The sequence below is a fragment of the Leifsonia araucanica genome (genome assembly GCF_051161895.1).
Lineage (GTDB): Bacteria > Actinomycetota > Actinomycetes > Actinomycetales > Microbacteriaceae > Leifsonia.
The window spans coordinates 1,873,561-1,887,005 of sequence record NZ_JBMBTW010000002.1 but is presented as its reverse complement, the minus strand read 5'-3'; the positions used below and the strand labels follow the sequence as shown (position 1 = coordinate 1,887,005).

The 13,445-nt window shown below is 67.8% G+C and carries 16 protein-coding genes; 13 read left to right on the top strand and 3 right to left on the bottom strand.

Annotated features, from left to right (window positions below; translation table 11 throughout):
• The first annotated feature begins 58 nt into the window (after positions 1-58).
• From secY to ACN6M5_RS08995, 10 genes are all read left to right on the top strand, one after another.
• Entirely contained in the window at positions 59-1,381 is a 1,323-nt protein-coding gene (gene secY, locus ACN6M5_RS09040) for a preprotein translocase subunit SecY (protein WP_085368809.1), read from the top strand.
• Positions 1,378-1,986: an adenylate kinase gene (locus tag ACN6M5_RS09035; protein ID WP_179150747.1), complete on the top strand. Its 609-nt coding sequence runs from the start codon at positions 1,378-1,380 to the stop codon at positions 1,984-1,986. Before secY ends, ACN6M5_RS09035 begins: the two co-directional genes overlap by 4 nt.
• A gap of 6 nt (positions 1,987-1,992) precedes the next feature.
• A complete protein-coding gene (gene map, locus ACN6M5_RS09030; RefSeq protein ID WP_434949369.1) occupies positions 1,993-2,823 on the top strand; it encodes a type I methionyl aminopeptidase in 831 nt (276 codons plus the stop codon).
• Between the two features lie 185 nt (positions 2,824-3,008).
• On the top strand, positions 3,009-3,230 hold the full coding sequence (gene infA, locus ACN6M5_RS09025) for a translation initiation factor IF-1 (protein ID WP_021759551.1): 222 nt from the start codon (positions 3,009-3,011) through the stop codon (positions 3,228-3,230).
• 78 nt (positions 3,231-3,308) lie between these two features.
• Complete coding sequence (rpmJ, locus tag ACN6M5_RS09020; RefSeq protein ID WP_021759549.1) at positions 3,309-3,422, top strand: 50S ribosomal protein L36; 114 nt, start codon at positions 3,309-3,311, stop codon at positions 3,420-3,422.
• 170 nt (positions 3,423-3,592) lie between these two features.
• Positions 3,593-3,967: a 30S ribosomal protein S13 gene (gene rpsM / locus ACN6M5_RS09015; protein WP_055894822.1), complete on the top strand. Its 375-nt coding sequence runs from the start codon at positions 3,593-3,595 to the stop codon at positions 3,965-3,967.
• Between the two features lie 41 nt (positions 3,968-4,008).
• On the top strand, positions 4,009-4,407 hold the full coding sequence (gene rpsK / locus ACN6M5_RS09010) for a 30S ribosomal protein S11 (RefSeq protein ID WP_055821293.1): 399 nt from the start codon (positions 4,009-4,011) through the stop codon (positions 4,405-4,407).
• Between the two features lie 125 nt (positions 4,408-4,532).
• The gene (locus tag ACN6M5_RS09005; RefSeq protein WP_055894825.1) at positions 4,533-5,528 is read left to right on the top strand and encodes a DNA-directed RNA polymerase subunit alpha; all 996 of its coding nucleotides are present in this window, start codon (positions 4,533-4,535) and stop codon (positions 5,526-5,528) included.
• A gap of 69 nt (positions 5,529-5,597) precedes the next feature.
• Positions 5,598-6,152: a 50S ribosomal protein L17 gene (gene rplQ, locus ACN6M5_RS09000; RefSeq protein ID WP_168690044.1), complete on the top strand. Its 555-nt coding sequence runs from the start codon at positions 5,598-5,600 to the stop codon at positions 6,150-6,152.
• Positions 6,153-6,230: 78 nt separating this feature from the next.
• A complete protein-coding gene (locus ACN6M5_RS08995) occupies positions 6,231-7,259 on the top strand; it encodes a GNAT family N-acetyltransferase (RefSeq protein WP_434949363.1) in 1,029 nt (342 codons plus the stop codon).
• Between the two features lie 10 nt (positions 7,260-7,269).
• Here the strand turns inward: ACN6M5_RS08995 and ACN6M5_RS08990 are convergent, their stop codons facing one another.
• Positions 7,270-9,297 carry an acyltransferase family protein gene (locus tag ACN6M5_RS08990; RefSeq protein ID WP_434949361.1) on the bottom strand — a complete coding sequence of 676 codons (2,028 nt, stop codon included), beginning with the start codon at positions 9,295-9,297 and terminating at the stop codon, positions 7,270-7,272.
• Between the two features lie 77 nt (positions 9,298-9,374).
• Here ACN6M5_RS08990 and truA point away from each other — a divergent pair, with 77 nt between their 5' ends.
• Complete coding sequence (gene truA / locus ACN6M5_RS08985; RefSeq protein WP_434949360.1) at positions 9,375-10,244, top strand: tRNA pseudouridine(38-40) synthase TruA; 870 nt, start codon at positions 9,375-9,377, stop codon at positions 10,242-10,244.
• A 36-nt stretch (positions 10,245-10,280) separates the two neighbouring features.
• Here truA and ACN6M5_RS08980 read toward each other — a convergent pair whose 3' ends face one another.
• A complete protein-coding gene (locus ACN6M5_RS08980) occupies positions 10,281-10,928 on the bottom strand; it encodes a response regulator (RefSeq protein WP_434949359.1) in 648 nt (215 codons plus the stop codon).
• Positions 10,925-12,172 (bottom strand): sensor histidine kinase, encoded by a 1,248-nt coding sequence (locus ACN6M5_RS08975; protein ID WP_434949358.1) that lies wholly within the window; start codon positions 12,170-12,172, stop codon positions 10,925-10,927. The genes ACN6M5_RS08980 and ACN6M5_RS08975 overlap by 4 nt, the downstream gene beginning before the upstream one ends.
• 258 nt (positions 12,173-12,430) lie before the next feature.
• Here ACN6M5_RS08975 and rplM point away from each other — a divergent pair, with 258 nt between their 5' ends.
• Positions 12,431-12,877, top strand: coding sequence for a 50S ribosomal protein L13 (gene rplM, locus ACN6M5_RS08970; RefSeq protein ID WP_055894840.1), 447 nt, complete (start codon positions 12,431-12,433; stop codon positions 12,875-12,877).
• Between the two features lie 47 nt (positions 12,878-12,924).
• A complete protein-coding gene (gene rpsI, locus ACN6M5_RS08965; RefSeq protein WP_085370245.1) occupies positions 12,925-13,422 on the top strand; it encodes a 30S ribosomal protein S9 in 498 nt (165 codons plus the stop codon).
• Positions 13,423-13,445: the final 23 nt, after the last annotated feature.

Sequence of the window (13,445 nt, the reverse complement as noted above, 5' to 3'; positions counted from 1 at the left end):
GTGACCGGTATTTCTCCGGTCACCCGGCTGACTCCTTACAGGAAAGCAGGACGCACTTTTGTTTAGCGCCGTTGCGCGGATCTTCCGCACACCAGATCTTCGCCGGAAGATCGCCTTCACCTTGGGCGTCATCGCCCTGTTCCGCCTTGGCTCGTTCATCCCGGCGCCGTTCGTTGACTTCGGCAATGTGCAGACCTGTCTCAACGCCAACCAGGACACTTCTGGTCTCTACTCGCTCGTCAACCTGTTCTCGGGTGGCGCGCTCCTCAAACTCTCGATCTTCGCGCTCGGCATCATGCCGTACATCACCGCGTCGATCATCGTGCAGCTGTTGCGCGTGGTCATTCCGCGCTTCGAGACCCTCTACAAGGAGGGCCAGGCCGGTCAGGCCAAGCTCACGCAGTACACGCGTTACCTCACGATCGCGCTCGGCGTCCTCCAGTCGACCACGCTGATCACCGTCGCCCGCAGCGGCGCACTCTTCGGCACCACCGCCGTCTCGCAGTGCACCCAGCTCATCACGGACGACTCCTGGTACGCCATCATGCTCATGGTCATCACCATGACCGCCGGCACCGGCCTCATCATGTGGATGGGCGAGCTCGTCACCGAGCGCGGCATCGGCAACGGCATGTCCCTCCTCATCTTCACCTCGATCGCGGCTCAGTTCCCGAGCTCGCTCTGGGCCATCGCCCAGTCGCAGAGCATCGAGACGCTGCTGCTGGTGATCGCGATCGGCTTGCTGATCGTCATGGCGGTCGTCTTCGTCGAACAGTCGCAGCGGCGCATCCCTGTGCAGTACGCCAAGCGAATGGTGGGCAGGCGGACCTACGGCGGTAACAACACGTACATCCCGATCAAGGTCAACATGGCCGGCGTCGTGCCCGTGATCTTCGCGTCGTCGCTGCTCTACCTGCCGGCGCTGATCGCGCAGTTCAACCAGCCGGCAGCGGGCAAGGCTCCCGCGCCCTGGGTGACCTGGATCACGAACTACCTCACCAAGGGCGACCACCCGCTCTACATGCTGCTCTACTTCCTGCTGATCGTCGGCTTCACCTACTTCTACGTGGCCATCACGTTCAACCCGGAAGAAGTCGCCGACAACATGAAGAAGTACGGCGGCTTCATCCCCGGCATCCGTGCCGGCCGTCCGACCGCCGAATACCTCGACTACGTGCTCACCCGCGTCACCCTCCCCGGTTCGATCTATCTGGGTCTCGTCGCGCTGATACCGCTTGTCGCATTCGCGGTCATCGGAGCCAGTCAGAACTTCATGTTCGGCGGCACGTCCATCCTGATCATCGTCGGTGTCGGATTGGAGACGGTCAAGCAGATCGACTCCCAGCTCCAGCAGCGGCACTACGAAGGGCTTCTGCGTTGACCCGTATGCTGATCGTCGGACCTCCCGGAGCGGGCAAGGGCACTCAGGCCTCTCGCATCACCACCGCGTACGGGATCCCGGACATCTCCACGGGCGACATCTTCAGGGCCAACATCAAGAACGAGACGCCGCTCGGCCTGCAGGTCAAGGCGATCGTCGACGCGGGCGACTACGTCCCGGACAGCCTCACCAACGAGCTCGTCACCAACCGCATCGCGGAGGACGACGCCAAGAACGGCTTCCTGCTCGACGGATACCCGCGCACGCTCGACCAGGTGGCATACCTGGATGAGCTGCTCGAGAAGAACGGGCAGAAGCTCGACGCGGTCATCCAGCTGGTCGCAGACCAGGACGAGATCGTCGCCCGCCTCTCGAAGCGTGCGCAGGAGCAGGGTCGTGCAGACGACTCCGAGGAGGCCATCCGGCACCGCCAGGAGGTCTACGTGCGCGAGACCTCTCCGCTGATCGACGTGTACCGCTCGCGCGGGCTCCTCGTCGAGGTCGACGGGCTCGGCGACATGGACGAGGTGGCAGCACGCATCAAGTCGGCGCTCGCGAGCAAGGGCATCCTGCCCGTCGCGGAGCGCGACGAGTCGGTGGCATAGGCTCCGTTGGTCTTCAAGCGTTCGATCTACAAGTCGCCGGCGCAGCTCAGGCTGATGGTGGCGCCCGGTCTCGCGACCGCCGCATCGCTCGACGCCGTCCGGGATGCGCTGGTCGCCGGCGTCACAACGCTGCAGCTCGACGAGCTCGCTGAGCAGGCGATCATCGCCGCAGGCGGAAAGCCGAACTTCAAGCTCGAGCACGGCTACCACCACACCATCTGCTCGTCGGTGAACGACGAGGTCGTTCACGGCATCCCCGGTTCGCGCATCGTGCAGCCGGGGGACATCGTCTCCATCGACAGCGGTGCGATCCTCGACGGCTGGAACGGCGACTCGGCGCGCAGCTTCGTGCTGCCGGACCCGGCCAGGTCGGAGCTGGTCGCCGAGCGCCAGAAGCTCTCCGACGTGACAGAGCAGTCGCTCTGGCACGGCATCGCCAGGCTCGCGACGGCGAAGCACCTCAACGAGGTGGGCGAGGCCGTGGAGGACCACATCCTCTCGCAGGGCGAGTACGGCATCCTGACCGACTACATCGGACACGGGATCGGCCGCAGGATGCACGAGGAGCCCCCGGTCTTCAACTACCGCGTTCGCGCGAAGGGTCCGGAGGTGAAGCCGGGCCTGGTCGTCGCGATCGAGCCGATGGTGGTGCTCGGCGACCCGGAGACCTACGTGAAGGACGACGGCTGGACCGTCGCCACCGAGGACGGCTCGGCGGCAGCGCACTGGGAGCACAGCGTCGCCGTGCACAAGGACGGCATCTGGGTGCTGACCGCTGCCGACGGGGGAGTGGCCGGTCTCGCACCGTTCGGCATCACCCCGACTCCGATCGCGTGACCGGGCAGGGAATCCCGCCCCGACCGGGCTGTTCGCGGTCAGCGTGCGCAGATCATACACAAGGATTGGCAAAACGCCAGACAATCCCATAAGATTGATCCTTGGTGTCTTAGGCGCGTTTCAGCGTGCCGTCACCACAATCAACGCACGACCAGCAAACCACGACTTTTAGCGACAGTGAGGCTATGGCCAAAAAAGACGGCGTCATCGAGATCGAAGGATCCGTAGTCGAAGCTCTTCCCAACGCGATGTTCCGCGTTGAGTTGACCAACGGCCACAAGGTCCTTGCCCACATCTCCGGCAAAATGCGCCAGCACTACATCCGCATCCTCCCCGAGGACCGCGTGATCGTGGAGCTGAGCCCATACGACCTGACCCGCGGCCGGATCGTCTACCGCTACAAGTAAAGGTCTGCTGTAAGTAACGGCCTCGCCACCGGGTAGCCCCTGGCGAGGTACGAGGACAGCGAACAAAGGTAAAGAAATATGAAGGTCAAGCCCTCCGTCAAGAAGATCTGCGACAAGTGCAAGGTCATCCGTCGTAACGGCCGGGTCATGGTCATCTGCGAGAACCCGCGCCACAAGCAGCGCCAGGGTTAATCGCGGTTCCGGCCGGTGGGATGCATTTCCCGCCGGCCACCCATAACTCAATATCGAAATCTGGCAGTCCCAGATCCCGAATCGCGTGAGCGAGGAGGGGGACACCCCTGGTTGGAGGCCGGGGCACCGAGACTGCTGCAGACCTCCACTCACTCACAGGAGAAGCCACAATGGCACGTCTAGCAGGCGTTGACATCCCGCGCGAGAAGCGCGTGGAAGTCGCACTCACTTACATCTACGGCGTCGGCCGCACGCGGGCTCTGAAGACCCTCGCCGACACCGCGATCGACGGCAACATCCGCGTCAAGGATCTGTCCGACGACCAGCTCGTCGCCCTCCGCGACTACATCGAAGGCAACTTCAAGGTCGAGGGTGACCTCCGCCGCGAGGTCGCGGCCGACATCCGGCGCAAGGTCGAGATCGGCAGCTACGAGGGTATCCGTCACCGCAAGGGCCTCCCGGTCCGCGGTCAGCGCACCAAGACCAACGCTCGCACCCGCAAGGGCCCGAAGCGCACCGTGGCCGGCAAGAAGAAGGCTCGCTAGGCCTTAGCCAGCAGCCTCGCCCATAGGATTCAGGAGAAATCATGGCAGCACCCAAGTCGGCCGTTCGCAAGCCGCGCAAGAAAGAGAAGAAGAACATCGCCGTGGGCCAGGCCCACATCAAGTCGACGTTCAACAACACCATCGTTTCGATCACCGACACCACCGGTGCGGTCATCAGCTGGGCATCGTCCGGCGGCGTCGGCTTCAAGGGTTCGCGTAAGTCGACCCCGTTCGCCGCTCAGCTCGCCGCCGAGTCTGCTGCGCGTCAGGCGCAGGAGCACGGCATGAAGAAGGTCGACGTCTTCGTCAAGGGACCGGGCTCCGGTCGCGAGACCGCGATCCGTTCGCTCCAGGCCGCAGGCCTCGAGGTCGGCTCGATCAACGATGTCACCCCGCAGGCGCACAACGGTTGCCGCCCGCCGAAGCGTCGTCGCGTCTAAGCAGTAGTAGTTCTCTCAGTATCCATTTTCGCGCAGGCGGGGATCGGTGGCGGTTGGCCGTCATCGATCCCGGCGCGCAAATCGCAAGTGTCATATAGCGGACACTTAGCCGAAAGGAATCAACAGTGCTCATTGCACAGCGTCCTACGCTCGCCGAAGAGAACATTTCCGAGTTCCGCTCGCGGTTCGTGATCGAGCCCCTCGAGCCCGGTTTCGGTTACACCCTCGGCAACTCGCTTCGCCGCACCCTGCTGTCCTCGATCCCCGGCGCGGCTGTCACCAGCATCCGCATCGACGGCGTGCTGCACGAGTTCAGCACGGTCCCGGGTGTCAAGGAAGACGTCACCGAGATCATCCTGAACATCAAGGGACTCGTCGTCTCCAGCGAGCACGACGAGCCGATCACGGCGTACCTCCGCAAGACCGGCTCCGGTCAGGTGACCGCCGCCGACATCTCGGCTCCGGCCGGTGTGGAGATCCACAACCCCGAGCTCGTCATCGCGACCCTCAACGACAAGGCGAAGTTCGAGGTCGAGCTGACCATCGAGCGTGGCCGCGGCTACGTGTCGGCGACCCAGAACCGCAACGAGTACAGCGAGGCCGGTCAGATCCCGATCGACTCGATCTACTCCCCGGTCCTCAAGGTCACCTACCGTGTCGAGGCGACGCGTGCCGGTGAGCGCACCGACTTCGACCGCCTCGTGGTCGACGTCGAGACCAAGCCCGCGATCAGCCCCCGCGACGCCATCGCTTCGGCCGGCCGCACGCTGACCGAGCTGTTCGGTCTGGCCCGCGAGCTCAACACCGCGGCAGAGGGCATCGAGATCGGCCCCGCGCCGGTCGACGCCGTCCTCAGCTCCGAGCTGTCGATGCCGATCGAGGACCTCGACCTGTCGGTCCGGTCGTACAACTGCCTCAAGCGTGAGGGCATCAACACCGTCAGCGAGCTCGTCTCGCTCTCGGAGACGCAGCTGATGAACATCCGCAACTTCGGTCAGAAGTCGGTGGATGAGGTCAAGGACAAGCTGACCGAGATGGGCCTTTCGCTCAAGGACTCGGTCCCCGGCTTCGACGGCGCCCACTTCTACAGCGGCTACGAAGAAGACGAGACCACCATCTGAGGCTTGTCTTCCGACGACGCCACCTGATACATCGACACTGTCGATTTTTACAACTGGAGATAACCGATCATGCCTAAGCCCACCAAGGGCCCCCGCCTCGGAGGCGGCCCCGCGCACGAGCGCCTGATGCTCGCCAACCTGGCCGCTGCGCTCTTCACCCACAAGAGCATCAAGACCACGGAGACCAAGGCGAAGCGCCTGCGTCCGATCGCCGAGCGCCTCATCACGTTCGCGAAGCGCGGCGACCTGCACGCCCGCCGTCGCGTGCTGGCCACCATCCACGACAAGGGTGTGGTGCACGAGCTGTTCACCGAGATCGCTCCGCTCGTCGCCGAGCGCGAGGGTGGATACACCCGCATCACGAAGCTGGGCTTCCGCAAGGGCGACAACGCCTCGATGGTGCAGATCGAGCTCGTGCTCGAGCCTGTCACCCCGAAGGTGAAGTCGACCAAGTCGAGCACCACCGCCGCCCCGAAGGCTGCCCCGGCAGCAGAAGAGGCGCCGGTCGAGGCAGCTTCCACCGAGACCGAGGCCGCTGAGGCCGAGGTCGTCGAGGAGACCACCGCCGACGCGGAGGTCACCCCGGAGGAGACCACCGCAGAGGCCGAGGCCGAGAAGGCCTGACCTCACGGTTCACGAAGGCCCCGCATCCACTGGATGCGGGGCCTTCGTCGTTGCTGGACCCGTCGCTAGGGTGGAGGCATGGCCGACCTCGACGACCTCCTGCCCGTGACCGAGCGCGTGACCGCGCCTGCGACGCACGCCCCCACGCATCCACTGGTCGCGCTGTGGCGTCCTGCCACGCAGGCGGATGTCGACGCCGTCACCGAGGCGCAGCGGGCGATGGATGCGGTGGACCACCCCGAGTGGCTGCACACCCGTGAGGAGGTGCAGGAGCTGTTCGACTACTCGTTCGTCGACCTCGCGGAGGACACCGTGCTCGGGTTCGACGGGGACGGCAGGCTCGTGGCGGTCGGGGTGACCACGATGCCCCCGCTGCAGGAATCGCTCGTGCGCGTGTTCCTGGAGGGCGGCGTGCATCCCGAGGTGCGAGGCAGGGGCATCGGGCGCGAACTGCTGGCGTGGTCGCGCGCGCGTGCCGAGCAGAAGCTGGCGGCGTCGACCAAGCGTCTTCCCGCCTGGATCATGGCGTACGCCGACGAGCGCGCGGAGGACGCCGTGCGGCTGTTCCACCACGACGGGTTCGAGACCGCGCGCTACTTCTTCGAGCTGGAGCGCGACCTCGCGGAGCCGATCCCCGTGGTCGAGCCGGCGGACGGCATCCGGATCGTGCCGTTCAGCGACGAGCTGTCCGCCGGGGCGCTGGCCGCGCGCAACGACTCGTTCCGCGACCACTGGGCGAGCCAGCCGATGAGCGAGGAGCAGTGGGACGCGTGGATCGGCGGCACGTTCCGGCCGGACATCTCGTTCCTCGCGCTGTCCGGCGACCGGGTCGTCGGCTTCGCGCTCAACCAGGTGAACGAGGGCGACTGGGAGACCCAGGGCTTCACCGGCGCGTACATCGGGATGGTCGGGACCATCCGCGACGCGCGCGGCAAGCGGATCGCTCCCGCCCTCCTCGGCCGGACGATGGAGGCGTGCGCGGCGCTCGGCTGGCAGACGGTGACGCTGTCCGTGGACGCGGAGAACCCGTCCGGCGCCCTCGGCCTCTACACCGGGATGGGGTTCGAGCGTACGAAGGCCGAGGTCAGCCTGGTGCGCACGTACTGAGCCCGCTGCGTCACTGCGGGCGCGGGCCCGCCGTGTCCCACGGGTTGGCGACGCGAACGGGCGAGTTACGCGCCAGCTGGAGCAATGCATCCCGGAGCGCGACGGCGTAGACGAGGCCGCCGCGGTGGCCGGGGTGGATCTGGTCGTCGGCCAGCAGGTCGAGGTGGCCGGCGATGACCTCTCGCCAGGGCGCGACGGCGACCTGCTTCGGGTGGGCAGCGGCGAAACCGGCGATGGTGCTGTTGACGCCCTCCGTCCAGGATCGCGGCGCCTGCACGGTGACCAGCACGAGCTTCCTGCTCGGCCCGATGGCGTCGAGGAGGTCGCCGAGGGTGTCGGCGCTGATCGAGCCGTTCGTCCCGAGCCCCACCAGCACGACGGGCCGCAGCTCGCCCGCCTCCGCGGCCGAGCGCACGAGTGCGGGCGCCGCGCTCAGCTGCCGGGAGACGACGGCGTCGATCCGGATGCCCGGGAACCGTTCCTGCAGTGCGGGAGCGGACGCGAGCATCACCGAGTCGCCGAACGCCGAGATGTCCGTGCCGGTGGCGACCGGCTGCGGGTCTGGCGGGATGCGCAGGTGCTGCCGGTCGTGCGGGACGGAGGCTCCTCCGCGCTGCTGGCCGGCGGCCGGTCCGCCGAGCGAGGCCGAGCCGCGCTCGATGAAGCGCTGGGCGCCCGTCGCCGCGGGCGCGACGACCATCGCCGCGACCGTCGCCACGGAGAGCACGGCGGCGACCGCGACCACAGAGACGCCGCCGGCACGTGCAGCCCGGGATGCGCGCATCCTGCGCCTGCCCGCGGCGAGCACTCCGCGCATCCCGTGCCGGCGGATGGGCTGCTCGACCCAGCGGTAGGACAAGAAGGCGGCGGCCGATGCGATGGCGAGCGCTCCGACGCCGACGATCGGGGCCATCACCGGGTCGTGCTCGTCGGGGACGATGGCGCAGACGAGCACGAACACCGGCCAGTGCCAGAGGTACAGTCCGTACGATCGCGCGCCGACCGCCTGGAGCGGTCGGGCGTCGAGGATGCGGCCGAGCCGCGCGCCGGGGACGACGGCTGCCCAGATCGCGATGGCGCTGAAAACGCTGACCAGCACGAGGCCGCCGCGGTAGGTGAACGCGGCGTCGTCGGGCAGCAGCACGCAGGCCGCGACCAGAGCGGCCAGCGAGAGGACCCCGAGCGGTGGCAGCCACCTCCGGACGAAGGTCTGCATCGCCGTCTCGCCGGCGTCGAGGTCGAGCGGGCGGGAGCGCGCGATCAGGATGGCGAGGGCGGCGCCGATGGCCAGCCCGAAGCTGTGCGTGTCCGAACCGAAGTAGACGCGGGTCGGGTCGCCGTCCGGCGGGTACAGCGCGAACATCGCCACGGCCGATGCGACCGCCACCGCGGATACGACCGCGAGCCTCGCCCACCACGGGCGCAGCAGTGCGACGGCGAGGATGACGAGCGGCCAGACGAGGTAGAACTGCTCCTCGACCGCCAGCGACCAGAGGTTGCGGTACAGCTCGGGGGCATCCTGGGCGAAGTAGCTGCTGTCGGCCCCGATCGACAGCCAATTGGCGCTGAACGTCGCCGCCCCGAGGATCTGCCGCGGCAACCCGACGAGCACATCCCCTCCCACAGCCAGCGCGGCAGCGGAGCAGACGAGGACGAGCACCACGATCGCCGGCACGAGCCGTCGCGCACGCCGCACCCAGAAGCCGCGCAGGTCGATGCGGCCCGTGCCCGAGCGCTCGCGCATCAGCAGGCTGGTGATCAGGAAGCCGCTCACCACGAAGAAGATGTCGACACCGATGAACCCGCCGGGCAGGATGCCGGGGAACAGGTGGTAGACGAGCACGGCGGCGACCGCGAACGCGCGCAGGCCGTCCAGTCCCGCGTAGCGGCGCCGCGCGGTCCTGCCCGCGAACGGCGGGTGTCCGGAGGGACGCACGGTGACGGTGGGGCGGACCGTGAGCCGGGGCTGGTGGCCGGGATGCGGGGGGAGAGTGCGGGTGGGGGAGGTGCTGGGGGATGGGGAAGTCTGTGGAGTCATAGCGGGTCGGGGGATCGCGAAGGGACCACGATAGCAACGGCTCCTGACAGTCATTGCCGCTTCCGTAGAATCGACGTGTGGAAGACCAGTCGACGACCCGATTCCGCCTCGACATCGCGTACCAGGGCACCGATTTCAACGGCTGGGGACGGCAGCCGGGGCTGCGGACGGTGCAGGGAGAGATCGAGGCGGCGTTCGCGACGATCTTCCGGAGGCACGGCGACGCCCCGACGCTCACCGTCGCCGGGCGCACGGACGCCGGCGTGCACGCGACCGGTCAGGTCGCCCACGTCGACCTGACGGATGCGCAGGTCGCGAGCCTGCAGCGCCGCAGGGGCACGCACCAGCAGTTCCCGCTCGGCGAGGCACTGCGGAGACGCGTCAACGGCGTGCTCGGCCCCGTCGCCGACGTCATTCTGACCGGGGCGACCGTCGCGCCGGAGGGCTTCGACGCGCGCTTCTCGGCGATCTGGCGCCGCTACGAGTACCGCGTCGCCGATGCCGTCGCCCTCCACGACCCGCTGCAGCGGCACCGCACGGCGTGGGTCTCCGCGCAGCTCGACGTCGAGGCGATGGATGCGGCCGCGCTCGGCCTGCTCGGACTCCACGACTTCGCCAGCTACTGCAAACCCCGAGACGGGGCGACGACCATCCGGACGCTGCAGAGCTTCGGCTGGACGAAGGACGACGACGGCGTGCTGGTCGCCGAGGTGAAAGCCGACGCGTTCTGCCACAGCATGGTGCGCGCCCTGGTCGGAGCGTGCGTCGCGGTCGGCGAGGGCAGGCTGGCTGCGGAGGAGCTGATCGCGCTGCGCGACGACCGGCAGCGCACCAACGCCTTCAAGGTGATGCCGGCGCGGGGCCTGACACTGAAGCAGGTCGGCTACCCGGACGACGTGGGGCTCGCGCTCCGCGCGCTGCAGACCAGGGCGATGCGGACGCTGTAGGCCCGGAGCCTGCATCCCCGGCGCTGTCGTCCCGGCTCAGCGCACCAGCCCGTTCTCGTACGCGAACGCGACCAGCTGCACCCGCGACGCGAGGCCGAGCTTGGCGAGAATGCTCCGCATGTGGCTCTTGACGGTGGCCTCGCTGATGAACGCGGTCTGTCCCACTTCCGCATTGCTCAGGCCGCGGGCGGCGAGCAGGAAGACCTCCCTCTCCCGCACGGACAGGTCGGCGATCGCATCCGGGGCGGGTGGCCGCCGATGGGCGCCGAACAGCTCGGCGGCGTCCTTCGGCGCGATCACCGCGTGACCTGCGGCGACGGTCCGGATCGCGGCGAGGACGAACTCGGGGGTCGTGTCCTTCATGATGAAACCGGATGCTCCGGCGCGCAGGGCGCGGGCGACGGCCTCGTCGCGCTGGAACGTGGTGAGCACGATGATCTTCGGAGCGTCGTCCGCCGTCGGCCCCGACAGGATGCGCTCTGTCGCGGCGATGCCGTCGAGCAGCGGCATCCGCACATCCATCAGCACCACCTCCGGTCGTTCGCGCTCGACGAGGTCGACGGCGGCCATCCCGTCGTGCGCCGACCCGGCGAACTCCAGGTCGGCCTGCGACTCGATCAGCATGGCGAGGCCGGAGCAGAACAGCACCTGGTCGTCGACCACCGCCACCCGGATGGCGCTCACGACGCCTGCTCCAGGGGAGCGGTGGGGATGAACGCTGCGACCACATAGCCGCCGGGCACCTCGTCGTCCTCTCCCGCCGTGAGCCAGCCGCCGGCGAGCCTGGCGCGCTCGTGCATCCCGTACAGTCCGCGAGACGTGGTGGTCTGCTGCGGACGTTCGGTCGCCGTGCCGCTGGAGGAGACGGCGATGGAGAGCCCCTGACCGCGCCAGTCCAGCGAGATGCGCGCAGACGGCTCCGCTCCCGCGTGCTTGAGCGCGTTCGTGAGGCTCTCCTGCACGATGCGGTAGACGGCGAGCTCCTGGGTGCCGGTGAGGTGCTCCCTTTCTCCGAACTCCTCGAGCTGCACGTCGAGCCCCGCTGTGCGCATCCGGTCGACCAGTTCGTCGATGTCGTCGACGGTCGGCGTCGAGTGCCCGACGGGGTCGGCGACGAGGGTCTGGATGAGCATCCGCACCTCGGTCAGCGACGTGCGCGCCGACGCGGCGATGTTCTCCAGCGACTCGGCGACCGCCTCCGGGCGCGCAGGGGCGACGAAGCGCGCGCCGTCGGCCTGGGCGATGATCACCGAGAGGGAGTGCGCCATGATGTCGTGCACATCCTGGGCGATGCGATCGCGCTCCTGCGACACCAGCAGGTCGACCTCCGCGCTGTGCAGCTCGTCCGTCGTCTTGGCGAGGAGCGCGTCGCTGTGCAGCTTCTGCTGCCACGCGCGGCCGAAGAAACCGAGGAGCCACGCGCCGACGGCGAGCAGGATCGCGACGGCGAACAGGATCACCCGGTTGACCACGATCGTGCCGACGTTGCCGTTCGTGTCTCCGAACGGGCCGTACCAGTCGAGCCGTGGCCCGGAGATGAGCAGCCCGGCGACCGCGACGGCGAGCCCGAGCGCGAACGCGAACGACAGCGGGCGCCACCGATCCTGGATGCTCGCGCTCACGCCAACGATCACCACCAGGTAGCCGAACGAGATCGGCCAGTCGGTGGACGAGAAGGCGCCGGCGGGGACGAGCAGTTGGCCGATCACCACCGCGGTGCAGACCGCCATCGCGACCATCGGCCAGATCCGCGCCACGGCGATGGCGAACGCGACGCCGAGCAGCGCCGCCCACCAGGGGAGGGCGCTGCGCAGGAATCCGGGAAGGATCTGATGCCGCCCGACCTCGGCGAAGGCCCAGAACAGGAAGAAGGCGACGGCGACCACGGGCTCGATGTACCGCTGAGCGTGGGGGAGGAGCTTGACCATGCCGATCACGCTAGAGTGCCGGGACCGTCGCCGCACGGTTTCTGCCCCGAATTCAGCCCTGGGGCTGAGCCCGTCCCGCCCGCGGTTTGACCGGCATCCCGCCTGTCGCGTACTATTGATCTTTGGTGTCCGCGCCTCTGCGGTGCGACACGCGAACGTGAGCCCTCCGAAGGGCAGGTTCCCTCCTCATCAGGAGCGGAACAGCCAGGGAGTGGGATTCACGAACACCTCCGTTCGATACAGAAAGCAGCCACTACTGTGACGCGCACTTACACCCCGAAGGCAGACGAGATCCAGCGCGACTGGGTCATCATCGACGCGACTGACGTCGTGCTCGGCCGTCTCGCCAGCCACACCGCAGCTCTCCTCCGTGGAAAGCACAAGGCGACCTTCGCCCCGCACATGGACTCCGGCGACTTCGTCATCATCGTCAACGCAGACAAGGTCGCCCTCACCGGCGCCAAGGCTGCGCAGAAGAAGGCGTACCGCCACTCCGGTTACCCGGGCGGCCTCACCGCCGTGACGTACGCCGAGCTCCTCGAGAAGAACCCGATCCGCGCTGTGGAGAAGGCCGTCCGCGGAATGCTCCCCAAGAACTCGATCGGCCGCGCCCAGCTCCGCAAGCTGAAGGTCTACACGGGCAGCGAGCACCCGCACGCCGCCCAGCAGCCGAAGCCGTACACCCTCGGCCAGGTCGCTCAGTAAGCGACCGACAGACCTTTCAGACTCAGAGATAAAGGATTATCACCATCGTGGCGAAGATCGCAGACAGCATCGAGTCGGCCCAGGCCGACAACGTCGAGTCCTACTCGACCGAGACCCCGGCCTCCGAGGCCCCCCAGACGCAGCGCCCCGTCCTCACCGTTCCCGGTGCGGCCGTCGGCCGTCGCAAGCAGGCCATCGCCCGCGCGCGCCTCGTCCCGGGCTCCGGCACCATCACGGTCAACGGCCGTGAGTTCGCCGACTACTTCCCGAACAAGCTGCACCAGCAGCTGATCACCGACCCGTTCAAGGTCCTCGACCTCATCGGCGGCTACGACGTCGTCGCACGCATCACCGGCGGTGGCCCTTCCGGCCAGGCCGGCGCGCTGCGTCTCGCGATCGCTCGTGCCCTCAACGAGATCGACCGCGACAACAACCGTCCCACCCTGAAGAAGGCCGGCTTCCTCACTCGTGACGCTCGCGTCATCGAGCGCAAGAAGGCCGGTCTCAAGAAGGCCCGCAAGGCGTCGCAGTTCTCCAAGCGCTAAGCGTCGAGAGCGCTTAGGCTTCG

Excerpts from the sequence above, each read along its gene's own strand:
- rplQ (WP_168690044.1), top strand. The coding sequence starts at position 5,598 with ATGCCTAAGCCCACCAAGGGCCCCCGCCTCGGAGGCGGCCCCGCGCAC.
- ACN6M5_RS08975 (WP_434949358.1), bottom strand. The coding sequence starts at position 12,172 with ATGGTCAAGCTCCTCCCCCACGCTCAGCGGTACATCGAGCCCGTGGTC.
- ACN6M5_RS08995 (WP_434949363.1), top strand. The coding sequence starts at position 6,231 with ATGGCCGACCTCGACGACCTCCTGCCCGTGACCGAGCGCGTGACCGCG.
- rpsK (WP_055821293.1), top strand. The coding sequence starts at position 4,009 with ATGGCAGCACCCAAGTCGGCCGTTCGCAAGCCGCGCAAGAAAGAGAAG.
- rpsM (WP_055894822.1), top strand. The coding sequence starts at position 3,593 with ATGGCACGTCTAGCAGGCGTTGACATCCCGCGCGAGAAGCGCGTGGAA.
- ACN6M5_RS08990 (WP_434949361.1), bottom strand. The coding sequence starts at position 9,297 with ATGACTCCACAGACTTCCCCATCCCCCAGCACCTCCCCCACCCGCACT.
- infA (WP_021759551.1), top strand. The coding sequence starts at position 3,009 with ATGGCCAAAAAAGACGGCGTCATCGAGATCGAAGGATCCGTAGTCGAA.
- rpmJ (WP_021759549.1), top strand. The coding sequence starts at position 3,309 with ATGAAGGTCAAGCCCTCCGTCAAGAAGATCTGCGACAAGTGCAAGGTC.